Annotated in this window: 22 protein-coding genes and 1 pseudogene; 7 read left to right on the top strand and 16 right to left on the bottom strand. The window is 71.2% G+C overall.

The annotated features are described in order from the left end of the window. The first annotated feature begins 1 nt into the window (after position 1). Both AC3A57_RS21665 and AC3A57_RS21660 read left to right on the top strand, forming a co-directional pair. The gene (locus tag AC3A57_RS21665) at positions 2-796 is read left to right on the top strand and encodes a thymidylate synthase (protein ID WP_487580787.1); all 795 of its coding nucleotides are present in this window, start codon (positions 2-4) and stop codon (positions 794-796) included. Between the two features lie 79 nt (positions 797-875). Further along, positions 876-1,382, top strand: a complete 507-nt coding sequence (locus tag AC3A57_RS21660; RefSeq protein ID WP_487580786.1) for a dihydrofolate reductase — start codon at positions 876-878, stop codon at positions 1,380-1,382. A gap of 10 nt (positions 1,383-1,392) precedes the next feature. Here AC3A57_RS21660 and AC3A57_RS21655 read toward each other — a convergent pair whose 3' ends face one another. The 7 genes and pseudogenes from AC3A57_RS21655 to lptD form a co-directional block, all read right to left on the bottom strand. Further along, positions 1,393-2,145, bottom strand: coding sequence for a DUF1287 domain-containing protein (locus AC3A57_RS21655; protein ID WP_487580785.1), 753 nt, complete (start codon positions 2,143-2,145; stop codon positions 1,393-1,395). A gap of 8 nt (positions 2,146-2,153) precedes the next feature. Next, positions 2,154-3,023, bottom strand: coding sequence for a symmetrical bis(5'-nucleosyl)-tetraphosphatase (locus AC3A57_RS21650; protein WP_221671513.1), 870 nt, complete (start codon positions 3,021-3,023; stop codon positions 2,154-2,156). Positions 3,024-3,036: 13 nt separating this feature from the next. Further along, positions 3,037-3,420 carry a Co2+/Mg2+ efflux protein ApaG gene (gene apaG, locus AC3A57_RS21645; protein ID WP_221671514.1) on the bottom strand — a complete coding sequence of 128 codons (384 nt, stop codon included), beginning with the start codon at positions 3,418-3,420 and terminating at the stop codon, positions 3,037-3,039. Positions 3,421-3,644: 224 nt separating this feature from the next. Further along, positions 3,645-4,484 carry a 16S rRNA (adenine(1518)-N(6)/adenine(1519)-N(6))-dimethyltransferase RsmA gene (rsmA, locus tag AC3A57_RS21640; RefSeq protein WP_221671515.1) on the bottom strand — a complete coding sequence of 280 codons (840 nt, stop codon included), beginning with the start codon at positions 4,482-4,484 and terminating at the stop codon, positions 3,645-3,647. Then, on the bottom strand, positions 4,481-5,470 hold the full coding sequence (pdxA, locus tag AC3A57_RS21635) for a 4-hydroxythreonine-4-phosphate dehydrogenase PdxA (protein WP_487580810.1): 990 nt from the start codon (positions 5,468-5,470) through the stop codon (positions 4,481-4,483). Before pdxA ends, rsmA begins: the two co-directional genes overlap by 4 nt. After that, positions 5,459-6,854 (bottom strand): annotated as a pseudogene (locus AC3A57_RS21630) (peptidylprolyl isomerase); the annotation flags it as partial. The gene pdxA and the pseudogene AC3A57_RS21630, both read right to left, overlap by 12 nt. Continuing rightward, positions 6,851-9,400 (bottom strand): LPS assembly protein LptD, encoded by a 2,550-nt coding sequence (gene lptD / locus AC3A57_RS21625; RefSeq protein ID WP_487580784.1) that lies wholly within the window; start codon positions 9,398-9,400, stop codon positions 6,851-6,853. The pseudogene AC3A57_RS21630 and the gene lptD, both read right to left, overlap by 4 nt. A 131-nt stretch (positions 9,401-9,531) precedes the next feature. Here lptD and msrB point away from each other — a divergent pair, with 131 nt between their 5' ends. Next, complete coding sequence (gene msrB, locus AC3A57_RS21620) at positions 9,532-9,957, top strand: peptide-methionine (R)-S-oxide reductase MsrB (RefSeq protein ID WP_487580783.1); 426 nt, start codon at positions 9,532-9,534, stop codon at positions 9,955-9,957. Positions 9,958-10,220: 263 nt separating this feature from the next. On the opposite strand, the gene AC3A57_RS21615 is transcribed toward msrB, so the two are convergent. Genes AC3A57_RS21615 through AC3A57_RS21605 form a run of 3 tightly spaced genes read right to left on the bottom strand, consistent with a single transcriptional unit; the run spans position 10,221 to position 12,322 of the window. After that, on the bottom strand, positions 10,221-11,153 hold the full coding sequence (locus AC3A57_RS21615; protein ID WP_487580782.1) for a histone deacetylase family protein: 933 nt from the start codon (positions 11,151-11,153) through the stop codon (positions 10,221-10,223). A 7-nt stretch (positions 11,154-11,160) separates the two neighbouring features. Next, positions 11,161-11,715, bottom strand: coding sequence for a cob(I)yrinic acid a,c-diamide adenosyltransferase (locus tag AC3A57_RS21610; protein WP_221671521.1), 555 nt, complete (start codon positions 11,713-11,715; stop codon positions 11,161-11,163). A 13-nt stretch (positions 11,716-11,728) separates the two neighbouring features. Beyond that, positions 11,729-12,322 (bottom strand): hypothetical protein, encoded by a 594-nt coding sequence (locus AC3A57_RS21605; protein WP_487580781.1) that lies wholly within the window; start codon positions 12,320-12,322, stop codon positions 11,729-11,731. A 232-nt stretch (positions 12,323-12,554) separates the two neighbouring features. On the opposite strand from AC3A57_RS21605, the gene ubiH reads away from it, so the two are divergent. The 4 genes from ubiH to AC3A57_RS21585 all read left to right on the top strand — a co-directional run bounded on the left by ubiH (position 12,555) and on the right by AC3A57_RS21585 (position 15,875). Continuing rightward, a complete protein-coding gene (gene ubiH, locus AC3A57_RS21600) occupies positions 12,555-13,844 on the top strand; it encodes a 2-octaprenyl-6-methoxyphenyl hydroxylase (RefSeq protein WP_487580780.1) in 1,290 nt (429 codons plus the stop codon). Beyond that, entirely contained in the window at positions 13,841-15,040 is a 1,200-nt protein-coding gene (locus tag AC3A57_RS21595) for a UbiH/UbiF family hydroxylase (RefSeq protein WP_221671524.1), read from the top strand. The genes ubiH and AC3A57_RS21595 overlap by 4 nt, the downstream gene beginning before the upstream one ends. A gap of 65 nt (positions 15,041-15,105) precedes the next feature. Next, positions 15,106-15,453, top strand: a complete 348-nt coding sequence (locus tag AC3A57_RS21590; RefSeq protein ID WP_487580779.1) for a hypothetical protein — start codon at positions 15,106-15,108, stop codon at positions 15,451-15,453. A gap of 71 nt (positions 15,454-15,524) precedes the next feature. Continuing rightward, positions 15,525-15,875, top strand: coding sequence for a hypothetical protein (locus AC3A57_RS21585; protein ID WP_487580778.1), 351 nt, complete (start codon positions 15,525-15,527; stop codon positions 15,873-15,875). A 28-nt stretch (positions 15,876-15,903) separates the two neighbouring features. Here the strand turns inward: AC3A57_RS21585 and AC3A57_RS21580 are convergent, their stop codons facing one another. The 6 genes from AC3A57_RS21580 to AC3A57_RS21555 all read right to left on the bottom strand — a co-directional run bounded on the left by AC3A57_RS21580 (position 15,904) and on the right by AC3A57_RS21555 (position 22,854). Then, on the bottom strand, positions 15,904-17,211 hold the full coding sequence (locus tag AC3A57_RS21580) for an MFS transporter (RefSeq protein ID WP_487580777.1): 1,308 nt from the start codon (positions 17,209-17,211) through the stop codon (positions 15,904-15,906). Between the two features lie 645 nt (positions 17,212-17,856). Next, positions 17,857-18,528: a hypothetical protein gene (locus AC3A57_RS21575; RefSeq protein ID WP_487580776.1), complete on the bottom strand. Its 672-nt coding sequence runs from the start codon at positions 18,526-18,528 to the stop codon at positions 17,857-17,859. 206 nt (positions 18,529-18,734) lie between these two features. Beyond that, complete coding sequence (locus AC3A57_RS21570) at positions 18,735-19,217, bottom strand: hypothetical protein (RefSeq protein ID WP_487580775.1); 483 nt, start codon at positions 19,215-19,217, stop codon at positions 18,735-18,737. A gap of 46 nt (positions 19,218-19,263) precedes the next feature. After that, positions 19,264-20,334: a 23S rRNA (cytidine(2498)-2'-O)-methyltransferase RlmM gene (gene rlmM, locus AC3A57_RS21565; RefSeq protein ID WP_487580774.1), complete on the bottom strand. Its 1,071-nt coding sequence runs from the start codon at positions 20,332-20,334 to the stop codon at positions 19,264-19,266. A 178-nt stretch (positions 20,335-20,512) separates the two neighbouring features. Next, the gene (locus AC3A57_RS21560; protein ID WP_487580773.1) at positions 20,513-21,088 is read right to left on the bottom strand and encodes a nucleoside deaminase; all 576 of its coding nucleotides are present in this window, start codon (positions 21,086-21,088) and stop codon (positions 20,513-20,515) included. Further along, complete coding sequence (locus AC3A57_RS21555) at positions 21,085-22,854, bottom strand: glutamine--tRNA ligase/YqeY domain fusion protein (protein WP_487580772.1); 1,770 nt, start codon at positions 22,852-22,854, stop codon at positions 21,085-21,087. Before AC3A57_RS21555 ends, AC3A57_RS21560 begins: the two co-directional genes overlap by 4 nt. Positions 22,855-22,996: the final 142 nt, after the last annotated feature.

The raw sequence follows: 22,996 nt of genomic DNA, 5'->3' as shown, positions 1-22,996 counted from the left end.
CATGCAGCAGTACCTCGACCTGCTTCGTCACGTGCTGGAGCGCGGCAGCGACAAGTCCGACCGCACCGGCACCGGCACCCGCAGCGTGTTCGGCTGGCAGATGCGCTTCGATCTGAACCAGGGCTTCCCGCTGGTCACGACCAAGAAGCTGCACCTGCGCTCGATCGTGCACGAGTTGCTGTGGTTCCTGAAGGGCGAGACCAACATCGCCTACCTCAAGCAGAACAAGGTCAGCATCTGGGACGAGTGGGCCGACGCCGACGGCGAACTGGGCCCGGTCTACGGCAAGCAGTGGCGGCGCTGGTCCGGCGCCGACGGGGTCGAGGTCGACCAGATCCGCTGGGTGATCGACGAGATCAAGCGCAATCCGGATTCGCGCCGGCTGATCGTCAGCGCCTGGAACGTCGCCGACCTGCCGCGGATGGCGCTGATGCCCTGCCACGCGCTGTTCCAGTTCTACGTGGTCGACGGCAAGCTCAGCTGCCAGCTGTACCAGCGCAGCGGCGACATCTTCCTCGGCGTGCCGTTCAACATCGCCAGCTACGCCTTGCTGACCCACATGGTCGCGCAGGCCTGCGGCCTGGGCGTCGGCGATTTCGTCCACACCCTCGGCGACGCGCATCTGTATTCGAACCACTTCGAACAGGCGCGCGAGCAACTCGCGCGCGAGCCGCGCGCGCTGCCGACGCTGAAGCTCAACCCGCAGATCCGCGACGTGTTCGAGTTCGGTTACGACGACATCGCGATCGAAGGCTACGACCCGTGGCCGGCGATCAAGGCGCCGGTCGCGGTCTGAGCGGCGCCCGCGCTTGGCCGAGGCCTTGCGCGGCCAGCCCCCAGGCCGCCGTCCGCCCCTGTTTACGGAGCCCGCGCGCATGACCCGACTGGTACTGATCGCCGCCCTCGACCGCAAGCTCGCCATCGGCCGCGACAACGCCCTGCCGTGGCGGCTGGCCGACGATCTCAAGCGCTTCAAGGCCCTGACCCTGGGCAAGCCCTTGTTGATGGGGCGCAAGACCGCGTTGTCGCTGGGGCGCGCGCTGCCCGGCCGGCGCAACCTGGTCCTGACCCGTTCGGCGCGGGCGCCGTTTCCGGGCATGGAGCCGGTCGGCTCGGTCGAGGAAGCGATCCAGGGCGTGCAGGCCGAAGGCGCGGCGGAACTGTGCGTGATCGGCGGCGGCGAGGTCTATGCGCTGTGCCTGCCGGCGGCGGCGCGACTGCACCTGACCTGGGTCGATACCGAGGTCGACAATGCCGACGCCTATTTCCCGCGCTTCGACCGCGAGGAATGGCGGGTGACCGCGCGCGAGTCGCATGCGGCCGATGCGCGCAACGAGTTCGCCTTCGAGTTCGTCGACTACCTGCGCGTCGGCATGGACTGAGCGTGCGGCGCTATGGCGCCGCCGCGGCGGTTTGCGCGCCGGCGTCGGCGCGCCGGGCCCAGGCGGCGACGTCCTGCGGCTGCGGCCGGTAATGGCCGCTGATCGGATAGGCGAACAGCAGGTCTTCTTCCTGGGTGCCGCGGGCGATGTTGTGCAGGATCAGCGGCCGACCGCTCCAGCCGCGGCGTTCGGAGACGATGCCGATGTGCGGCAGTCCGCCCGGCAGGGTCCAGGTCACCAGGTCGCCGGCGCGGTAGTCGCCGGCGCGCCCGCTCGGCGGCCGCGACCAGCGCTGGCGTTCGAACCAGCGCCGCAGGTTGGGCACCCGGCGGTGATCGATGCTGCGGTCGGTGCCGGCCGCGCCCCATAAATTCGGGTAGGCGGCGAAGTCCGCGCGCATGTCCTCGTGCACGGCCTGCTGCAGGTCCAGGCCCTGGCTGCGCAGGGCGCGGATCACCACGTCGGTGCACACGCCGCGGTCGGCGGCGACGTCGCCGCCGGGGTAGGCCAGGCGCACGTAGGCCGGATCGTAGTACCGGGTCACGCCGATCTGGGCGCGCGCCGCTGCGACCCAGGGCGGTGCGGGTTCGGTCGTGGCGGATGCGGGCGCGGGCTGGACCCGGACTTCGACCCGGCGCCCGGGCGTGGGCGCCGGATCGCGCGAGCAGCCGGCGAACAGGGCGACGGCGAGCAGCGTCGCCGCTGCGGACGAACGGCGCAGCCGCTGCGCCGGGCGACGCCATCCGTGGCGTGGCGGGCGCATGCGCGCGCTCAGCCGCCCTGCGGCGGGCGCGGCGGGCGCGGCCGCGGCGGTTGCGCCGGCACGTCGCGGCCCGGCACCTGGACCAGGCGCAGCTCGTCGGTGTCCAGCTGCAACGCGGTGAGCTTGCCGCCCCAGACCGCGCCGGTGTCGATCGCGTGCACGCCGTGGCCGATGAACAAGCCCAGGGTGGACCAGTGGCCGCAGACGATCTTGAGGTCGCGCTCGGCCCGGCCCGGCACTTCGTACCAGGGGTAAAGGCCGACCGGCTGGGTGCCGGGGCTGCCCTTGTCCTCGAACGCGATCCGGCCGCGCGGCGTGCAGTAACGCAGGCGGGTGAAGACGTTGATGATCGCGCGATGGCGGTCGATCCCGGCCAGCTTGGGATTCCAGGCCGGGCGATCGCCGTACATGTTCTTCAGCAGGCGCCGGTACTGGTCGCCGTGCAGGCGCTCCTCGACCTCGCGCGCATGGCGTTCGGCCATGCCGGTGGTCCACTTCGGCGCCAGGCCGGCGTGGACCATCATCCAGCCGAGCTTGCGGTCGGCGTGGACCAGCTTCTGGCTGCGCAGCCAGCCCAGCAGTTCGTTGCGGTCCTCGGCCAGGACGATGCGCTGCAGGTCGGGGTTGACCTTGCGCTGTTCTTCCTCGGTGCGCTCGCCGATCGCCAGCAGCGACAGGTCGTGGTTGCCGAGCACGACGATGCTGTTCTGGCGCAGCGAGTGCACCAGGCGCAAGGTCTCAAGCGACTGGCCGCCGCGGTTGACCAGGTCGCCGCAGAACCACAGCGTGTCGCGCGCCGGATCGAAAGCGATCCGCTCCAGCAGCCGCTGGGTCGCGTCGTAGCAGCCTTGCAGGTCGCCGATAGCCCAAACGCTCATAGACGATCCGCGCTCAGTGCAGGGTGCGCGGAACGGTGAGCGTGAACGCCGGAATCGGCGCGTCGAAACGGGTGCCGTCGTCGGCGACCATCGCGTAGCTGCCTTCCATCGTCCCCAGGCTGGTTTCCAGCACCGCGCCGGAGGTGTACTCGTAATCGTCGCCCGGACGCAGCCACGGCTGTTCGCCGACCACGCCGTCGCCGCGCACTTCCTGCACCTTGCCGTTGGCGTCGGTGATCACCCAGTGCCGCGACACCAGCCGCGCCGGCACCTTGCCGGCATTGCGGATGTGGATGGTGTAGGCGAAGACATAACGGTCCTGATCCGGCTCGGACTGGTCGTCCAGATAGCGGGTGGCGACGTCGATGTCGAAGGCGTAGTCGTGACGGTGTTCCATGGCGGCAGTGTAAGCAAAGCAAGGATGAAGCGGTAATGAGTTCGCCGGCGCCGACGCGGCGGGCGGGACCGGGCGGTTTGCCGGTTCGGAAAATAGCGCGCCTGCGGCGGCGCCGCATTATGTGCGTCGCTGCGGCCGATAGACAGCGTCGCCGCGCGTCCCGCGCGGCCGCGGCCGTTCGACTGGAAAAACGGCGGCGTCCTCGCGTTGTGAGAACGCGCCGCTCAGCCCGGTTCGGCCAGGGCCGCGCCGCTGGCGGCGAGCGAGTTGGCCAGGCGGACGAAATCGGCGACCTCGATCTGCTCGGCGCGCGCGTCCGGGCGCAGCCCGGCGGCTTCGATCGCGGCGCCGTCGCAGACCTGCGACAGGGCGTTGCGCAGGGTCTTGCGGCGCTGGCCGAAGGCGTCGCGGACCACCCGCGCGAACAGCGCATGGTCGGCGATGCCGATCTTTTCCGGCGGGTGCGGAATCATCCGCACCACCGCCGAATCGACCTTCGGCGGCGGCCGGAACGCGGCCGGCGGCACGTCGAACAGGGCGATCACCTGGCAATAGGCCTGCAGCATCACGCTGAGCCGGCCGAAGACCTTGCTGCCCGGCGCGGCGGCCATGCGGTCGACCACTTCCTTCTGCAGCATGAAGTGCATGTCGACGATCGCCGCGGCGTGTTCCAGGGCATGGAACAGGATCGGCGAGGACAGGTTGTAGGGCAGGTTGCCGACCAGCCGGATCGGCCCGCCGTTGTGGGCCAGGGCGCTGAAATCCACCGTGAGCACGTCGCGGTGGATGACCTCCAGGGTGCCGTGGGCGCGCGCGCCCTCGGTCAGCGGGAAGATCAGGTCGCGGTCGAACTCGATCACGGTCAGCTCGCCGTGGCGGTCGAGCAGCGGGAAGGTGATCGCGCCCTGGCCGGGGCCGATCTCGACCAGGCGGTCGCCGGGCTTGGGGTCCACCGCGTGCACGATCATGCCGATGATGCCGGCGTCGTGCAGGAAGTGCTGGCCGAGGTGCTTCTTGGCTTCGGGCTTGAAGCCCTTGGCATGGGTCTTGGCCGTGCCGGTCATGGCGTGGCTCCGGTCTGGCGGCGGGTGCGCGCGATGCGCGCGCAGGCGGTGGCGGCGGCGATCAGGCTGGACGGGTCGGCCAGGCCGCGGCCGGCCAGGTCGAGCGCGGTGCCGTGATCGACCGCGACGCGCGGATAGGGTAGGCCCAGGGTCAGGTTCACGGCGTGTTCGAAGCCGCTGTATTTGAGCACCGGCAGGCCCTGGTCGTGGTACATGGCCAGCACCGCGTCGTAGCCGCGCAGCTTGGCCGGCAGGAAGGCGGTGTCGGCCGGCAGCGGGCCGATCAGATTCAGTCCTTCGCCGCGCAACTGTTCCAGCAGCGGCTCGATGACCTCGATCTCCTCCCGCCCCAGGTGTCCGGCCTCGCCGGCGTGCGGGTTCAGGCCGAGCACGGCGATGGCCGGCCGGGCCAGGCCGAAATCGCGGCGCAGGGCGGCATCGAGGATGCGCAGGGTGCGCGCCAACGGCTCGGCCCGGATCGCGTCGGCGACCTGGCGCAGGGGCAGGTGGGTGGTAGCCAGGGCGACCCGGACGACGGCGTTGGCCAGCATCATCACCACCTCGCAGCCGGCCTGTTCGGCCAGCAGCTCGGTGGTGCCGGTGTAGGCGATGCCGCCCTGGTTGATCGCGGCCTTGTGCACCGGGCCGGTGACGATCCCGTCCAGGCGCCCGTCCAGGCAGGCCTGGGCGGCGTCGCGCAGGGCCTGGACCACGGCCGCGGCGTTGCCCGGCTCGGGCGTGCCGAAGGCCGGAAGCACGGGATGGGGGATCTCGACCACCGCCAGCTCGCCCGGCGCCCGCGAGGGGCGGTCCGGCGGCAGCAGGGTCAGGGGCAGGGCGAGGGCTTCGGCCGCGGCGCGCAGGCTGCGCGGGTCGGCGTAGGCGATCAGGTCGTAATCGCGCGGCTGCTGCAGCAGCCGCACGCACAGCTCCGGCCCGACGCCGGCCGGCTCGCCCGGCACCAGCGCGAGCCGGGGCGGGGTCACGTCAGCCGCCGGAGGTGGCGGGCTTGGCCGGCTCGGCCGGCGGGTTGTTCTGTTCCGAGCCCTTGCCGACCCGGAAGTCGACATAGGCTTCGCCGCGCTTCTCGCGCAGGAAGCGGTTCCACTCTTCCTCCAGCTTGCGTCGGCCGATGGTCTCCTGGACCTGGGCGCGCTTGCTCTGGTCGGACACGTCGCTCTGGCGGGTGCCCAGGCGCTGGACGATGTGGTAACCGGCCTGGGTGCGGACCGGAGCGGAGATTTCGTTGTCGGCCAGCGCGGCGACCGCGCCGCCGAATTCGGGGCCGAACTCGTCCTGCATGAACCAGCCCAGGTCGCCGCCCTTGGTCTGCGAGGTCAGGTCTTCCGAGCTCTCCTTGACCACGTCCTCGAACTTGGCGCCGCCGGCGAGGCGGGCGCGCAGGGTGTCGGCCTTGGCCTTGGCCTGGGCGTCGCTGGTCTGGTCGTTGGTGCGGATCAGGATGTGGCGGGCGTGGTACTGGGTGACCATCTTCGGCCCGCTCTGCGAGGCGTCGCGCACTTCGACCAGCTTCAGCAGCTGGAAGCCGCTGGCGCCGCGCAGCGGCTCGGTGACCTGGCCCGGGGTCATCTTGCGCATCAGCTCGGCGAACGCGGCCGGGATCTCGTCGATGCCGCGCCAGCCCAGGTCGCCGCCTTCCAGCGCGTTGGGGCTGTCGGAATAGCGCACGGCGGCGGCGTTGAAGTCCATCTCGCCCTTGTCGATCAGCGCCTTGACGCCGTCGACCTTCTTCTGCGCGGTCGCGATCTGCTCCGGAGTGGCGCCGTCGGGCAGGGCGATCAGGATGTGGGCCAGGTGGTACTGGGTGCCGGAGTTGGCCTGGGTGGCCAGGGCAGCGTCGATTTCGGCGTCGCTGACCGAGACCCGGGTCTGGGCGAAACGCTGGCGCAGGCGCTGGATCAGCAGTTCGTCGCGGACCGAGCTGCGGAAATCGGCGAACGAGCTGCCGTCGCGGACCACCTGCTGGCGCAGCTGGTCGACGCTGATGCGGTTGGAGTTGGCGATGCCGGCGATGGCCTGTTCGATCTCGGCGTCGCCGACCCGCACGCCGGTGCCCAGGGCCTGGGCGACCTGGATCTTGACCAGGATCAGGCGCTCCAGCATCTGCCGCTCCAGCACGTCGCGCGGCGGCAGCTGCTCGCTGCGCCCGGCGTACTGGTTGAGGATGTTGGCCAGGGCGCGGTCGAGCTCGGTCTTGAGGATCACGTCCTCGTCCACCACCGCCGCGATCCGATCGATCGGCTGGGCGTCCTGGGCGTAGGCGGCCCCGCCGAAGCACGCGCCGACGGCCAGCAGACTTGCCAAAACCGGGCTCGCTAGGAGCGGGCGGCGCGCGAAAATTTTGTTCATAGGGTCGGGTCGAGGGTCGAGTCGGCGTCGGCGCCGCGGTTTTCGCGGCTGACCGTGGGAGACGGCGGCGTCAGGTACAGGTCGTCGCGGTTGTAGCCGAGAATAGCACGGCGCAAAACGCGCTCCGTGTTCTGGCCGGCCGAGCCTAGACCCTTGAGTTCGAACTCCACCTGAAAGGAGCTGTTGAGGTCTTCGGAACGGTTGCGCTGGTAGCGGCGGGCGATCGCGCGCACCGCCAGGCAGCAGCTCTCCCACTGCACGCCGGCGATCTGCTCGAGCGGGCGCTTGTCCTTGAGCGAGTAGTAGTAGCGGCCGACCACGCTCCAGTTGTCGTTGATCGGGTACAGGAAGGAGAAATCGGCCTGCTCGTACTGGTCGCGGTCCTCGCGGCGTGCGTTCGGCGACACCGCCAGGTTGCGGCGGTAGCGGTAGGCGAAATTGACCACCCCGGAATTGCCGAACAGGTAGCGGGCGCGCAGGCTGGCCACGTCCTCGCTGCGCAGGCGCGGGTCCCACTGGTAGGTGGCGTTGATGGTCCAGCGGTCGCTCGGCGAGACGCTGACGTCGGCCACCCAGGCCGACTTGCCCTGCTTGATCGGCTGCTCGGCGCCGGCGGTGACCCGGATGTCGTCGAAGTACTGGATCTGGCCGATGCTCGCCGCCAGGCGCTCGCGGCCGTCGGCCTCGCTGATCAGGCGGGTGGTCAGGGCGGTGGTGAGCTGGTTGGCGTCGGTCTGGCGGTCGGCGCCGGAATAGCGGTTGTCGCGGAACAGCGCGCCCCAGCTGAACGACATCGGATTGGTGTCGAACAGCGGCAGGCCGTCCTGTTCGCGGTACGGCGCGCGCAGGTAGAACACCCGCGGTTCCAGGGTGTGCAGGTAGCTTTCGCCGCGGATTTCGGTGTGGCGGTCGAAGTACATGCCGGCGTCGATCGAGGTGATCGGCAGGGCGCGGTGCGGCGAGCGGTTGTAGAAGCTCTGGATCAGCGGCTCGCTCGGAGTCGCGCCGCCGGTGACTTCGGTCGCGCGCTGCACCGCAAGCTGGCGCGCCAGGTTGGCGTCGAGTTCGTAGGCGGTGTAGCGGTAGGCCAGCTTGGGCCGGATGTACCAGGACGCGCCCTCCAGCGGGAAGCTGACATAGGGCTTGACGTCGAAGCGGCTGCCGCCGGGGATCTCGCGGCGCAGGCCGGCCGGCGCGGCCGGATCGCCCGGGGTGAACTTCATGTCCTCGTGCTGGAAGCGCACCGCCTCGGTGTCGACGCCGGTCTCGACCCAGCGGTTCCACGGCTGCGCCCAGTGGAAGGTCGCGCGCGGCAGGCGGTCGTAGGCCAGCGAGTTTTCCTGCAGGGTGAAGTCGGCCAGCTGGTTGTGGTCGGCGGTGAAGCTGGCGTCCCAGTAGCGGCCGCGGCCGTACAGGCCGATTTCGCTGCGCAGCGAGATCGCCGACTGGCCGTACAGGCTGTTGCTGAAGTCCTGCAGGTAGTACTTGTCGCTGACCCAGGCCAGGTTGGCGCCGGCGTACCAGGTGCCGTCGAGGCGGTGGCTGGCCTTGAGCGCGAACTCGCCGCGGTTGTTCACCGGGCGCCGGTCCTTGGGGATCTCGAACAGGCGGCCGCTGGGGTCGTTGCGGCGGTAGTCGGTATAGCGGTCCGGGTCCTTGTTGGGCAGGTCGTCGTGCGGCATCCAGTTGGCCGAGACCTCGCCGGAGCCGTTCTCGTACAGCCAGCGGAACTCGCCGCCGATCGAGCCGCCGCGGCGCGCCATGTAGCGCGGGTACAAGGTGGCGTCGTAGTTCGGCGCCAGGTTGAGGTAGATCGGCTGGCGCCAGTCGAAGCCGTTCTTGCCCGACATCGAGATGTTCGGGTACAGCAGGCCGGTGCGGCGGCGGTCGTCGACCGGGAACACGAACCAGGGCACGTACAGCACCGGCACCTTGCCGATCCGCAGGGTGGCGCTGCGCGCCACGCCCATGCCTTCGGCGGTGTCGATGTCGATGCGGTGGGCGCGCAGTTCCCAGGCGCGCTGGTTCGGCGCGCAGGTCGAATAGGTCGAGCCGTGCAGCGAGCCCTTGGCGCCGTTGAGTTCGATCCGCTCGGCGCCGCCGTTGCCGCGGCGCGCGGTCAGCTGGTAATCGACTTCGTCGATGCGGTGCTGGTCGGCGTTCTGGTCGCCCTCGGCGCGCTCGGCCACCAGACGCATGCTCGAGTCCTGGTAGCGGACGTGGCCCTCGGCGGTGTACTTGCCCGATTCCTGGTTGTAGGTGAGCTTGTCGGTGCCCAGGAACTGGTCGCCGCGGCTCAGCCGCACATTGTCCTGGACCACGATGTTCTCGTTGGCCCCGGCGCGCTGCAGGGTGCCGCCGTCGATGTCGGTGGGTTGCTCGGCGCGCTGCTCGACGGTGCCGGTCGGCGCCGGGGCGTCGTCGAAGGACGGCACCGCGTCGACCAGCGGACACAGCCCCCAGTTCTCGTTGTCGTCCGCCGCGTACGCGGGCAGGGCGATGGCGATGCACAGCGACAACGGGAGCAGGCGGAGGGGTTTGCGCACGCGACCATCCGATGGACGGAAAAACGGCGGTTAGCTTGCCGTATCCCTTGCAAGCGGGCAACGCGAGCGCCATTTAAGCGGCATCGGCGTTCATTTTCCCGCAACGCCGCAGGCCCAACCCGGAGGAGCCCATGAGCCCGTCTTCCCGTCCCGACCCGGCCCCGGTCGCCAAGAGCGAAGCTGAATGGCGCGAACAGCTGAGCCCGGAGCAGTACGCGGTCTGCCGCTGTTCGGCCACCGAACGCGCCTTCACCGGCCGCTACTGGAACCACAAGCAGGCCGGCACCTACACCTGCGTGGCCTGCGGCGAGCCCTTGTTCTCGTCCGAAGCCAAGTACGACTCCGGCAGCGGTTGGCCCAGCTATTGGCAGCCGCTCAGCCCCCAGGCGGTCAGCGAGCACGCCGACGAGAGTCACGGTATGCGTCGGATCGAGGTCAAGTGCGCGCGCTGCGCCTCGCATCTGGGACATGTGTTCCCCGACGGCCCGCGGCCGACCGGGCTGCGCTATTGCATCAATTCGGCGGCGTTGGGGTTCGAGGGAACCGAAGATAGGTAATGCGCGGCCCTGCCGAAGCCCGGCCCTCCGGCCAGGCTCTTCGGCGGCGACGAATCGTCGGCCTTCCGGCCGACACACCGTCGTCGCGCAGCGCGGTAAGGCGCGGCCTGTGCGTAGCCCGCTAGTTCGGCCAGGCGGCTTCGGCAGCGACGAACCGGCGGTTTCCTGGCGGACAGGCGGCCGTGCCGTTCAGCAGCGGCGGGCAGTAGCCCGGCGTCTCATCGAGGCCCGGCGCTTGGTTTGGCCGGGCTCCGGGCGGTCGCTTACGCCGCTCCTGCTGGAGCACCGGCCATCAGCGCCCCCACGTGCGCCACCGCGCTCTCGCGCAGCGCGGCCAGGTCGTAGCCGCCTTCGAGCATCGATACCACCCGGCCGCCGGCGTGGCGCTCGGCGATCGCGACCAGTTCGCGGGTGATCCAGGCGAAATCCTCGCCGTCCAGCTCGACCTGGGCCAACGGGTCGCGGCGGTGGGCGTCGAAGCCGGCCGAGATCAGCACCAACTGCGGGCGGAACCCGTCGACGGTCGGCAGCAGGCGCTCGCGCCAGACCTTGCGGAAGCCTTCGCTGCCGGTGCCCGGCGGCAGCGGCGCGTTGACGATGTTGCCGATCCCGCGCTCATGGGCGTAGCCGGTGTCCGGGTACAGCGGCATCTGGTGCGAGCTGACGTACATCACCCGCGGGTCGGCATCGAAGATCGCCTGGGTGCCGTTGCCGTGATGGACGTCGAAATCGATCACCGCGATCCGGGCCAGGTTGTGCTTGTCGCAGGCATGGGCGGCGGCGACGGCGATGTTGTTGAACAGGCAGAAGCCCATCGCCGTGTCGTAGGTGGCATGGTGGCCGGGCGGACGCACCGCGCAGAACACCCGCCGCTCCTCGCCCTTGAGCACCGCGTCGACCGCGGCCACGCCGGCGCCGGCGGCGCGCAAGGCGGCTTCGGCCGAGCCCGGCGCGAGCACGGTGTCGGGGTCCAGCGCCATCGGCCCGTCGACCGCGGTGTCCAGCACCAGGGCCAGCAGGGCGTCGCCGTGGGCGCGCAGCAACTGGCCGCGGCTGGCGCTGGGCGCCTCGCGCCAATCCAGTTCGGGAAAGGCCTCGCGCAGGGCCTCGGTCACCGCGACCAGGCGCAGCGGCCGCTCGGCATGCCCCGGGCCGGGGTCGTGGCGGGTGCAGGCCGGGTGGGTGTAGACGCGCATCGCGCGGTCAGCCCTTGCGGCGCTCGTGGTTCCACAGCACCTCGCCGTGGCCGCTGGCGCGGGCCAGCACGCGGGCCAGCACGAACAGCAGGTCGGAGAGGCGGTTGAGATAGCGCACCGCCTGCGGCCGCACGTCTTCGACCCGGGCCAGGGCGACGGTCTCGCGTTCGGCGCGGCGGACCACGGTGCGGGCGATGTGGCAACGCGCCGCCGCTTCGCCGCCGCCGGGCAGGATGAAATCCTTCAGCGGCGGCAGTTCGTCGTTGTGCGCGTCGAGCCATTGCTCGAGCCGGTCGATGTCGGCGTCGAAGATCGCCGAGTGGCCGGGAATGCACAGCTCGCCGCCGAGGTCGAACAGTTGGTGCTGGATCGCCACCAACTGTTCGCGGATGGTCTGCGGCAGTTCCGCGGCCAGGACCAGGCCGATGCAGGAATTGGCTTCGTCGACCGTGCCGTAGGCGCCGACCCGAGCCGAGTCCTTGCCGATCCGGTTGCCGTCGCCGAGGCCGGTGCTGCCGTCGTCGCCGGTGCGGGTGTAGATCTTCGAGAGACGGTTGCCCATCGTCGCGACGGACTCAGCGCTTGTGCGCGTCGTCCGCGCCGATCGCGCCGGCCTTGGACTTGGCCGCGCCGGCGGCGATCGCCTGCACCAGCGCGGCGATGCCGACGTAGGTGGCGGCGGTGCGCAGGTAGGGCAGCAGCCATTCGACGTAGTTGGCGGCCCAGCCGGCGACGCTCTTGTCGGCGACCGAGGCCGACAGCCAGTAGAAGCTGCCCTGGCTCAGCAGTTGGCAGACTGCGGTCGAGGCCAGCAGGGCGACCGCGGCCAGCGCCAGGGTGCTCCAGCGGCGGGCGTAGTTGCGCGCGACCCACAGGCCGCCGGCCCACATCGCGAAATAGGCCGGGACCAGGAACCAGTACGCGGCCGAGACGCAGTAGTGATCCCAGAAGCTCAGGCCCTGGCGGGTGATCACCGCGTAGTCGACCGCTACCGCCAGCGCCATCAGCGCCGGGAACGCCCAACGGGTCCACGAGCGCAGGTAGAAGCCGCCGATGAAGAACACCGCCCACGAGGCGTCCGGGATCGGCGTGAAGTGGTTCACGCGCGTGGCCGCCATCAGCACGGCGAGCAGGACGAAGATGAGGCTGCGTTGGGTGTTGGGCTGCATGACGATGGCTCCTGACGCCGGACTGGCGCGCCAATCCCGCCATTCTAAGGAACCTGCGGCGAAAGTGCCGGTTTCGGCCGGCGCGCGCGGCGAGCAGACGCTAAGTGGTTGATTCCAAGCGTCCCGCCGGCACCGGGCCGGGGCTGCCGGCGCTGCGGCACGGGGTCGCAGCACCGGGCCGCGCGCCACGACGCGGACAGACGCTGCGCGGGGCCGGCCGTATCATGAGCGGATGAATGCAGACGCTTCGACGCCGCCCGCCGCCGTCTACGCCAGCCACGACGTGCTCATCGTCGGCGGCGGCCTGGTCGGCGCCAGCCTCGCCATCGCCCTGGACCGGCTCGGTCTCGACGTCGGCCTGATCGAAGCCGCGCCACCCGGCGCGCTGCCGGCGGTGTTCGACGAGCGCAACCTCAGCTTCGCCGAGGCCACCCTCAACGCCCTCGGGGCGCTCGGCGTGCTGGCCAAGCTGCGCGCGCCGACCGGCGCGATCCGGCGCATCCACATCAGCCGCAAGGGCGACTTCGGCCGCGCCGTGCTCGAAGCCTCGCGCTACGGCCGCGAGGAGTTCGGCCGGATCGTGGTCGCGCGCGATTTCGGCGAAGCGCTGGAAGCGCGCCTGGCCGAACTGCCGCGCCTGCACCGCTACCGGCCGGTGCGCTTCACCGGCCTGGCCGAGGCCGGCGACGGCTGGCGCGGCGTGCGGGTCGCCGACGGCGCCGGCGAGCGAGTGCTGCGCGCGCGCCTGCTGGTCGCCGCCGACGGCACCCGCAGCGCGGTGCGCGCGGCGCTGAATATCGGCGCCGAAGAGCACGACTACGGCCAGACCCTGTTCGTGACCCGGCTGCGCGGCGAGCGCGGCCCGGACGGCACCGCCTACGAGCGCCTGACCGACGAGGGCCCGACCGCGCTGCTGCCGCGCGGCGACCGCCACTACGGCCTGATCCACAGCGTCGCCAGCGAGCGCGCCGAGGCGGTCGCCGCGCTCGACCAAGCCGGCTTCCTCGATCGGGCCCAGCAGGCCTTCGGCTGGCGTTGCGGCCGCTTCCTCGATTGCGGCGCGCGCAGCCTGTACCCGGCGATCCGGGTGTTGGCCGCGCGCCTGACCGCGGCGCGCGCGGTGCTGGTCGGCAACGCCGCCCAGACCATCCACCCGATCGGCGCGCAAGGCTTCAACCTCGGCCTGCGCGATGCGATGACCCTGGCCGAACTGATCGAGACTGAACTGGCCGCGGGCGGCGCAAGCGACTGCGGCGCGGACGACCTGCTGCAGCGTTATGCCGCCCGGCGCCTGCCGGACCGCGAGCGCACGGTCGCGTTCTCCGACGGCCTGGCCCGGCTCAGCGCCAACGACAGCGGCCTGCTGCGGCCGCTGCGCAGCCTCGGCCTGTTCGCGGTCGACCGGGTCGCGACCGCGCAGTCGTTCCTGGTCGGCGGCGCGATGGGGTACCGCGGCGAAGTGCCGGCCTTGTGCCGCGGCGACGCGGTCGATGCGCCGCGCCCGGCCGGAGGCCGCGCATGAGCCGACGCGAATTGCTCGACGTGGTCGTGGTCGGCGCCGGCGTGGTCGGCGCCGCCGCCGCGCTGGCCTTCGCCCGCGACGGTTTCGAGGTGGCCCTGGTCGAGGCGCGCGAACCGCCGCGCTGGCAGGCCGACCGTCCCGACCTGCGCGTGTACGCCTTCGCTCCGGACAACGCCGCGCTGCTCGACGACCTGGGCGTGTGGCCGGCGGTGCGCGAGGCCCGCGCGCAGCCTTACCGCGGCATGCGGGTCTGGGACGCGGCCGGCGGCGGCGAACTGCATTTCGACGCCGATGCCTTCGGCCGGCGCGAACTGGGCTGGATCGTCGAACACGGCCTGCTGGTCGATCGCCTGTGGGCGGCGCTGCCGGCGGCCGGCGTGCAGCTGTATTGCCCGAACCGGATCGAGGCGCTGGAGCGCGACCCCGCCGACAGCGTCGGCATGCTGCTCGACGGCGGCCGCCGCCTGCGCGCGCGCCTGCTGGTCGCCGCCGACGGCGCCGACTCGCAGCTGCGCCGCCTGGCCGGCATCGAAGCCGAGGGCCACGACTACCATCAGCGCGGCCTGGTCGCCTACGTCGACAGCGAGCTGAGCCATCAGGCCACCTGCTGGCAGCGCTTCCTGCCTAGCGGGCCGATCGCCTTCCTGCCGGCGGTCGGCGAGCCCGGCGCGCGCGACCGGCGCAGCTCGATCGTCTGGACCTTGCCCGAGCGCGAAGCCGAGCGCCTGCTCGCGGTCGACGACGCGGCCTTCCTGGCCGAACTCGAGCGCGCTTTCGACGGCCGCCTCGGCGCGTTGACCGCGGTCTCGGCGCGCGCGGCGTTCCCGTTGCGGCGACAACTGGTGCAGCGTTACTTCGCCGGCCGCGTGGTCGTCGCCGGCGACGCCGCGCACGTGGTCCATCCGCTGGCCGGGCAGGGGGTCAACCTGGGCCTGCGCGATGTCGCCGGCCTGCGCGCGCTGTTCCGCCAGGCGCAGCGGCGCGGCGCCGACCCGGGGTCGCCGCACCGGCTGGCGCGCTGGGCGCGCCAGCGGCGCAGCGAGAACGCGCTGGCGGCTTACGGCTTCGACGGCTTGAACAAGCTGTTCTCCAACGACGAACTCGCCGCGACGCTGTTGCGCGGGCCCCTGCTCGGCCTGGCCGGCAAGCTGCCGCCGCTGACCCACTATTTCTGGAAACGCGCCGCGGGCCTGTAGCCGCCGCCGTTGCGCGGCGGCAGCCCGCCGCGCCGAACGCCGCCAAACGGCAAGGGAGCTGGACCATGCAGGAAGCGAAACCCTACGAGCTGCGGCGCGCAGATTGCCTGCGCGCGGCGGGCGGCCACGCCGTCGCCATCGCGCTGGCCGCCTGGCCCGGCCTGGCGGCGGCGATGAAGCAGTGCCCGCCCGAGGCCGGCGAGAAGTCGCCGCTGTTTCTCGGCTTGGGCTGGGGCGTGCTGGGCCTGTTCGTGCTGCTCGGCCTGAGCATGCCGGTGTTGGGCTGGCGCCTGAGCCGGCGGCGCTCCGCGGGATGGCGCGCGTTGGCGCTGTTGCTCGGCGTCGCGCTGATGTTCGCGGTCTGGTTACTGGGGCTGGCGGTGTTCCTCGTGTTCTTCGTACTGCCGTGCTGAGGCGGCTGCGGCGCGGCCGTGCGCGGGCGGACGCGGTTGCCGTTGCGCGATCGCAGGCCCAGGGACGCCGGATGGGGCAAGCCGAAACTCCGGCGCGTTCGATGTCGCAGGCTGCGCGGGCACCGCTGCGCTGCCGTATCGCCGCCGGCATGGCCGCGGCCGCGCCGCTGGCGGCGCAGGCGATGAGCCTGTGCCGGGGCGGCCTGGAGAGCCATTCGCCCGGCGCGCTGATCTTGTGGTGGGGCCTGTTCGCGGCGGTCGTCGCGGCGGCCGCCTGCGGCGCGGTTCGGGTGTGGCGCGCGCTCGCGTCGGCGCCGCGCATGCGCCGCGGCATCGGCCGGCTGGCGGTCTTGCTGGCGATGATCGCGGTGTGGGCGCTGGCCGCGGCGGCGCTGTTCCTGGTCCTGGTCGTGCGCTGCTGAGCGTAGCCGCCGAGCAGGGCGCGATGCCTCAGTGCTCGTGGAACGCGCGCCGGGTGCGCAGCAGATACGTCGCGACCAGCACGCCCATCGCCGCCACCGCCATCACGTAATAGGCCGGGGTCATGCCGCCGAGCTTGGGTGTCAGCAGGCCGATCAGCGGCGGAGTCAAGGCACCGAACACGGCATAGGCGACGTTGTAGGAAAACGACAGCCCGGAGAAGCGCACCGCCGGCGGGAACGCAGCCACCATCACCGCCGGGATCACCCCGACCACGCCGACGCAGGTGCCGGCCAGCGCATATAGAGCGAGGAAGTTCGCCCCGCCGTGGGCGAGGTCGTAGTACAGCGCATAGCTCGACGCCAGCACGCCGAGCGAGCCGATCAACAGGGCGCGGCCGCGGCCGAGGCGGTCGACCAGCAGGCCGCCGCCGATCGCGCTCAATGTCAGGCAGAACGCGGCCAGGCTGTTGCCGAGGAAGGCGCGTTGCGGAGCGATGCCGAACTGGCTCTGCACCAGGGTCGGGGTCATCAGCACGATCACCACGATCGCCGCGGTCAGCAGCCAGGTGACCAGCATCGACAGGACCACGCCGGCGCGATGGTCGCGCAGCACCTGCTTGAGCGGCAGTTCGCGCACCAGCTGGCGGCTTTCGCGCATCGCCGCGAACACCGGCGTCTCGCTGAGCCAGCGGCGCAGGTACACGGCCAGGAAGCCGAACACGCCGCCGATCAGGAACGGGATGCGCCAGGCCCAATCCAGCACCTGGGCCGGGGCGAACCAGGTGTTGATCGCGGCGGAGATCAGCGAGCCGATCAGGATCCCGGCGGTGAGGCCGGCGGTAAGGCTGGCGCAGGCGAAGCCGACCCGGCCCGGCGGCGCGTGCTCGGCGACGAAGGTCCAGGCGCCCGGCACTTCGCCGCCGATCGCGATGCCCTGGACGATGCGCAGGAACAGCAGCAGCAAGGGCGCGGCGACGCCGATCTGGGCGTAGGTCGGCAGCAGGCCGATGCACAGGGTCGGCACCGCCATCAGGAACACGCTCAGGGCGAACATGCGCTTGCGCCCGGAGCGGTCGCCGAAGTGGGCCATGACGATGCCGCCGATCGGCCGCACCAGGTAGCCGGCGGCGAAGATCCCGTACACCTGCAACTCGCCCAGCCAGCCCGGCATGCCCGGCGGGAAGAACAACTGGCGCAGGGGCGCGGTCAGGAAGACGAAGATGACGAAGTCGTAGAACTCCAGCGCGCCTCCCAGGGCCGACAGCAGCAGGGTGCGCGCGTCGCGCCGGTCGAGCGGGCGGGGAGCGGCGTCGAGGGCGATCGGCGTGGCGGTCATGCGACGGCGGGGCAGCGAAGGGGCAAGGCACTATGCCGCATTGCGTCGCGGGCGCAACCGCGGTGCGCGGCCGGTGCGGTCGAAAGTACTAGCGGCTGCGCACGATGTCCGCGGGCGACGGAGGTTGGTCGCCGCGAAGCGCCACGCCTGGCTTGCGCTCCTGCCCGCGAACCTGCCCGTGAAAGCGGGCGGCCAGAGACTTCAGCGCCATACCTGGATGAAGCCCTGGGTATTGGGCTACGCCGAGGTCAGGCGGAGCCCGCTTGCGCGGCAACGACGGTGGGAGGAGGCGCGGTGCCAGCGACGTCGTTATCTGCCGCCATCCCCGCGGAAGCGGGGATCCGGGGACTTCGGCGTCATGCCTGGAGCCTTGCCAGGATGAAGCCCCGTGATTCCCGCGATTCCCGCGTTCGCCGGAACGACGGTGGGAGGGCTTCGTGGCGCGATTGGTTTTTCTGCGGGATCGGGAGCGAGCGCGCCTCTCGGCCGTCATCCCCGCGATAGCGGGGATCCAGAGCCTTCAGCGCCATGGCTCCCGCGCCCTGCGCCGTTGCGGCCGGGGAACAAACGAACGCTCCCGGGCGGGAGCGTTCGCGGTGCTGTGTATTGATCGGCGACGGTCTTGGCTTCGTCGCTCGTGGCCGGTCAGCGGCGCCAGCCGGCGATCTCGCCGCTGCTGATGCGGCCGTCGGCATTCACGTCCACGGCGAGGAAGTTGGCGCTCAGCGCGGTGTGCGCGCGCGCTTCCTCGCGGCTGATGCTGCCGTCGGCATTGGCGTCGACGGCGACGAAATCGACGTTGCGGCCGTCCGACGGCGGCGCGATCACCGTGGCCGGCAATTGATTGGCCTCGGCGGTGGCCGCGGCGGCGGCGCGGGCCACGCCGCTGGCGTCGACCGCGACCGCATTGGCGGTGCGCGCCTCGATCATCGCCGCGCGCGCCAGTTCGGCGGCGCCCTGCGGATTGCTGCCGTCGACCGCCGCGGCCTGCGCCGAGCGCGCCTCGTCGGCGGCGCGGATCGCCTGGTGCGCCGCGGCCTGGGCGTCGGCGGCCGAGCGCTTGGCCTGTTGCGCGGTGGCCTGCGCGGCGATCGCGCCGCGCGCGCTGAGCGCGCCCTGGTCGCGGGTCGCCGCGGCGGCCTGCGCCGCCGCCTGCGCGGTGCTGGCGCTGTCGCGCGCCGCGCGCGCATCGGTCGCGGCGACGTCGGCCTTTTCGACCGCATCGTGTTTGGCCTGCACCTTCGACGGCACCTGCGCGCTCGCCGCGCCGGTCACAACCGCCGCCATCGCCAGGGTCAACAGGGCGTTTCGCTTCATCGCGTATCGCTTCATGGCCGCAGCCTCGCGTGTGGGGACGAGACGACGCTAAACCGGCGCGAGTCAACCGCGGATAAATTCGCGCAACCGGCGCTGAATGCGAACGCCCCGGCTGCGCGCAATGCTAGCGTTGTCGCGTCTTGATCCGCTGTGCACATCGATGAAGCGGCGCTGCATCGCGCGCAACGGCGAAGCCGCCGCCGCGCTCAGCGCGGGCAGGGCTTGTGCAGCGCGTAGCGCTTGCCGTTCCAGCGCCATACCGGCGCGCACATGCCCGGTCCGGTCAGTTCCAGGTCGGGATAGCCCAGGTGTTTGCTTGGCAGGATGTTGTAGCCGGCCGGAAAACCGAACTGCGCCTGCCAGCGGCCGTGCGCGTCGCGGACGTACAGCTCCAGCGATACGCCGATGCGGCCGCCGAGACATTCGGACTCCAGTTCGGTGAACACCTCGGGGAGGCCGTCGCCGTTGAGGTCGACGACCTGGGCGGTGTAGCCGATGCGCTCTTCGCAACTGTCGTCGTAATACTCGCCGCGGGTGCCGGTGAGGCGGCCGCCGGTGGCCTGCCGGATCACCGCCGCTTCGTTCCAGGCCGGGCGGGGCGGCGGTGCGGCCGAAGCCGCGGCGCTCGCGCAGGCCAGGACCAGCGCGGCGGCGCGCATACGGGCGCGGGCGTGACGATTTCGGTGCATGGCGATCCTTTCCTTGGACGGGCCGCGTGGCGGCGATGGCGCCGGCTTACTTCGGCGCGGCGAACACGGTGATCTCTTCGCGATCGTGATACAGCTGGCGCGCGCGCACGATCAGCGGCCGGTGCGCCTGGTACTCGAAGGTCTCCAGGCACAGCCGGGTCTCTTCCCAGCGTTTCTTCATCGGCAGCTTGAGATTGAAGATCGCCTGCCGGCACCAACCCTCGCGGAACCAGGCCGCCATCCGCTCGGCGACCCGCACCGGCTGTTCGACCATGTCGCAGACCATCCAGTCCAGGGTGCGCTTGGGCTGCCAGGAAAAACCGTCGGCGCGCAGGTGATCGACCCGGCCGCTGTCGAGCAGGGCCTGGCGCAGCGGGCCGTTGTCGACCGAGGTCACCTTCATGCCGTTGCGCATCAGCACCCAGGTCCAGCCGCCGGGCGCGGCGCCGAGGTCGGCGGCCTGCATGTTGTCGCGCACCCGGCGCTCGCGCTCGTCGGCGTCGAGCAGGGTCAGCAGCGCTTCTTCGAGCTTCAGCGCCGAGCGGCTGGGGGCGTCGGGATGCATGCGCAGGCGCGGGATGCCGAGCGGCCAGGGCGAGCTGTCGTGCGGATCGGACATCGCCAGCACCGCATGATCGCCGGCCAGGAAGGCCACGTGCAGGCGCGGCCGGCGCGGATCGTCTTCGCGGCTGAGCCAGCCGGCCTTGCGCAGCGCCGGACGCAGCGCGTTGCCGAAGCTGCGCGCGAGCCCGGCGAGCGGCTTGCCGGCGTCGGAATCGGGGTGCTCGACCCACAGTTCGCCGAACATCGACACGTTCAGGCCGCTGCCGGCGATCGCCTCCAGCGCGGCCAGCATCGGCGCGATCCGGTCGCTGGCCGGCAGCCCGCGCAGATCGGCCAGGCGCACCAGCTTCTGCCGGGCGAAGATCAGCTTCGACCACGGCAGCGCGCGCGACAGCGCGGCGGCGTCTTCGACCATGAATTCGACGTAGCCGCTGTTGCGTTCGGTGCGGGCGTAGCCGGGATGGCCGGCGACCGCGGCGCGCTCGTTGAGTTCGACGGCGAGTTCGGGCTCGAAACCGGCGCGGCACCAGCAGAACAGGGCGGAGTCGGTCATGGTCGGATTCGCGCGGTAGTTGAAGAATTTGTAGGAGCGGCGTGAGCCGCGACAACCGAAGCGATTAGCGGAAGCGGGCTGGCCGAAGACTGCGGGGCGGCCAATCGCGCTTCGGTGGCGGCGCTGGCGACAACCGCTTCGGCTGGCGCGGTTCGCGCCGCTCGTACATGCAGTCGCGTCAGTACGCCACGCCGCTTTCGCCGTAATGGCGCAGCACTTCGCAGGCGGCATCGCGGTGCAGGTCGCGGCGTACGGCGATGCCGCGCCGCTCCAACTCGCCGATCCAGTCGGCCGGCAGCGGGCCTTCGTCGAACTCGGTCAGGCGCATCACGTCTTCCGAGCGCGCGCCGATCAGCATCCGGTCGATGCCGGCCCAGAAGCTGGCGCCGTAGCACATGCAGCAGGGCTGGGCCGAGGTGGCCAGGGTCATCGGCCCGATCTCGTTGAGCCGGAACGCGCTCACCGCCGACTGGGCGCACATGAAGGCCATCATTTCGGCGTGCGCGACCGAGCAGTTCTGCGGCACGACCCGGTTCACCCCGACCCCGACCACGTAGCCGTTGCCGTCGAAGATCGCCGCGCCGAACGGACCGCCGGTGCCGGCCTCGACATTGCGCCGCGACAGCTCGATCGCCAACGCGACCTTGTCCTCGTCGTCGTGGTAGGCGCGCTGGCGGTCGACCGCCGCGTCGACCCAGTCCGGCAGGACCAGGCGCACGTCGGCCATCAGCCGGTGGGCGATCTTCGGGCTCATGCCTGCGCGCTCCAGGTGTCGCGCAGGGTCACGCTGCGGTTGAACACCGGGCGCTGCGCGCTGTGGTCGCGGCGGTCGGCGACGAAGTAGCCGACCCGCTCGAACTGGAACGACTGCTCCGGCGCCGCGGCGGCCGCGGCCGGCTCGACGTAGCCGACCACGCTGCGGCGCGAGTTCGGATTGAGATGGTCCTGGTAGGTCTTGCCGTCGCTGTCGTCGTCCGGCGCGGCGACGTCGAACAGGCGGTCGTACAGGCGGATTTCCGCCTCGACCGCGTGGCGCGCGCTGACCCAGTGGATGGTGCCCTTGATCTTGCGGTCGGCGCCGGCCATGCCGGGGCGCGACTCCGGGTCCAGGCTGCCGCGCAGTTCGACGATCTGGCCGGACTCGTCCTTGATCACTTCGTCGCAGCGCAGGATGCCGGCGCCGCGCAGGCGCACTTCGCCGCCCGGAATCAGGCGCTTGAAGCCCTTCGGCGGCACTTCCTCGAAGTCCTCGCGCTCGATCCACAACTGGTTCGAGAACGGCACCCGGCGGCTGCCGAAGCTCTCGTCCTTGGGGTGGTTGGAGAAGCTCAGCGACTCTTCGTGCGAGTCGGGCAGGTTGGTGATGACCAGCTTGAGCGGGTCGACCACCGCCATGCGCCGCGCCGCGGCCGCGTCGAGGTCTTCGCGCAGGCAGCCTTCCAGCACCGAGTAGTCGATCAGCGAGTTCTGCTTGCTCACGCCCAGGCGCTCGGCGAACAGGCGCAGCGCGGCCGGGGTGTAGCCGCGGCGGCGGATGCCCTGCAGGGTCGGCATGCGCGGGTCGTCCCAGCCGTCGACCAGGCCTTCCTGGACCAGCACCATGAGCTTGCGCTTGCTCATCACGGTGTAGTTGAGGTTGGCGCGCGAGAACTCGATCTGGCGCGGGATCGCGGCCTCGTTCGGATAGCCCTTGGCCAGCAGCGGCGCCAGCAGCTCGGGCGAATTCGGCAGGTCGACCCTGCCCACGCACCAGTCGTACAGCGGACGGTGGTCTTCGAATTCCAGCGTGCACAGCGAATGGGTGATGCCTTCGCAGGAATCGCTGAGCGAGTGGGCGAAGTCGTACATCGGATAGATCGGCCAGGCATCGCCGGTGTTCTGGTGGGCGACCTTCTTGATCCGGTACAGCGCCGGGTCGCGCAGGTTGATGTTGCCCGAGGCCATGTCGATCTTGGCGCGCAGGGTGCGCGCGCCGTCGGCGAACTCGCCGGCGCGCATGCGCGCGAACAGGTCCAGGTTCTCCTCGACGCTGCGCTCGCGGTAGGGCGAGTTCCGGCCCGGCTCGTTGAGGCTGCCGCGGTAGGCGCGCACTTCCTCGGCGCTGAGGTCGCAGACGAAGGCGTCGCCCTGGCGGATCAGCTTCTGCGCGGCCAGGTAGAACACCTCGAAGTAGTCCGAGGCGTGGCGCAGCTGCGCCCACTCGAAGCCCAGCCAGCGCACGTCCTCCTGGATCGCGGCGACGTACTCGGGGTCTTCCTTGGCCGGGTTGGTGTCGTCGAAGCGCAGGTTGCACAGCCCGCCGAACTCGTTGGCGATGCCGAAGTCCAGGCAGATCGCCTTGGCGTGGCCGATGTGCAGGTAGCCGTTGGGCTCGGGCGGGAAGCGGGTCCGGATCGCTTGGTGCTTGCCGCTGGCCAGGTCGTCGCGAACGATCTGGCGGATGAAATCCTGCTTGACCGCGCCAGCGGCGGCGGTGTCGGACGGGAGTTCGGGAGCGGAGCGGGCAGGATCGGCGGACATGCGTCACGGCAGTGGGAAAGGGAGAAACGGGAGTTTAGCCGCTGGCGGCAGTCCTTGCCTGCGGCCGGGGGCGCGACGGCGGCGGACGGCGGTCCGCGGCGTCGTCGCCGCTCGGCGGCGGCTTGCCGGTTCGGGCGGTTCG

It is taken from the genome of Lysobacter sp. Soil_C_15 (assembly GCF_057657315.1).
This window is presented reverse-complemented; position numbering and strand designations above follow the sequence as displayed.

What these genes read in the sequence shown, in the direction of transcription:
- AC3A57_RS21665 (WP_487580787.1), top strand. Translation starts at nt 2, where the DNA reads ATGCAGCAGTACCTCGACCTGCTTCGTCACGTGCTGGAGCGCGGCAGC.
- AC3A57_RS21660 (WP_487580786.1), top strand. Translation starts at nt 876, where the DNA reads ATGACCCGACTGGTACTGATCGCCGCCCTCGACCGCAAGCTCGCCATC.
- AC3A57_RS21655 (WP_487580785.1), bottom strand. Translation starts at nt 2,145, where the DNA reads ATGCGCCCGCCACGCCACGGATGGCGTCGCCCGGCGCAGCGGCTGCGC.
- AC3A57_RS21650 (WP_221671513.1), bottom strand. Translation starts at nt 3,023, where the DNA reads ATGAGCGTTTGGGCTATCGGCGACCTGCAAGGCTGCTACGACGCGACC.
- apaG (WP_221671514.1), bottom strand. Translation starts at nt 3,420, where the DNA reads ATGGAACACCGTCACGACTACGCCTTCGACATCGACGTCGCCACCCGC.
- rsmA (WP_221671515.1), bottom strand. Translation starts at nt 4,484, where the DNA reads ATGACCGGCACGGCCAAGACCCATGCCAAGGGCTTCAAGCCCGAAGCC.
- msrB (WP_487580783.1), top strand. Translation starts at nt 9,532, where the DNA reads ATGAGCCCGTCTTCCCGTCCCGACCCGGCCCCGGTCGCCAAGAGCGAA.
- AC3A57_RS21615 (WP_487580782.1), bottom strand. Translation starts at nt 11,153, where the DNA reads ATGCGCGTCTACACCCACCCGGCCTGCACCCGCCACGACCCCGGCCCG.
- AC3A57_RS21610 (WP_221671521.1), bottom strand. Translation starts at nt 11,715, where the DNA reads ATGGGCAACCGTCTCTCGAAGATCTACACCCGCACCGGCGACGACGGC.
- AC3A57_RS21605 (WP_487580781.1), bottom strand. Translation starts at nt 12,322, where the DNA reads ATGCAGCCCAACACCCAACGCAGCCTCATCTTCGTCCTGCTCGCCGTG.
- ubiH (WP_487580780.1), top strand. Translation starts at nt 12,555, where the DNA reads ATGAATGCAGACGCTTCGACGCCGCCCGCCGCCGTCTACGCCAGCCAC.
- AC3A57_RS21595 (WP_221671524.1), top strand. Translation starts at nt 13,841, where the DNA reads ATGAGCCGACGCGAATTGCTCGACGTGGTCGTGGTCGGCGCCGGCGTG.
- AC3A57_RS21590 (WP_487580779.1), top strand. Translation starts at nt 15,106, where the DNA reads ATGCAGGAAGCGAAACCCTACGAGCTGCGGCGCGCAGATTGCCTGCGC.
- AC3A57_RS21585 (WP_487580778.1), top strand. Translation starts at nt 15,525, where the DNA reads ATGGGGCAAGCCGAAACTCCGGCGCGTTCGATGTCGCAGGCTGCGCGG.
- AC3A57_RS21580 (WP_487580777.1), bottom strand. Translation starts at nt 17,211, where the DNA reads ATGACCGCCACGCCGATCGCCCTCGACGCCGCTCCCCGCCCGCTCGAC.
- AC3A57_RS21575 (WP_487580776.1), bottom strand. Translation starts at nt 18,528, where the DNA reads ATGAAGCGAAACGCCCTGTTGACCCTGGCGATGGCGGCGGTTGTGACC.
- AC3A57_RS21570 (WP_487580775.1), bottom strand. Translation starts at nt 19,217, where the DNA reads ATGCACCGAAATCGTCACGCCCGCGCCCGTATGCGCGCCGCCGCGCTG.
- rlmM (WP_487580774.1), bottom strand. Translation starts at nt 20,334, where the DNA reads ATGACCGACTCCGCCCTGTTCTGCTGGTGCCGCGCCGGTTTCGAGCCC.
- AC3A57_RS21560 (WP_487580773.1), bottom strand. Translation starts at nt 21,088, where the DNA reads ATGAGCCCGAAGATCGCCCACCGGCTGATGGCCGACGTGCGCCTGGTC.
- AC3A57_RS21555 (WP_487580772.1), bottom strand. Translation starts at nt 22,854, where the DNA reads ATGTCCGCCGATCCTGCCCGCTCCGCTCCCGAACTCCCGTCCGACACC.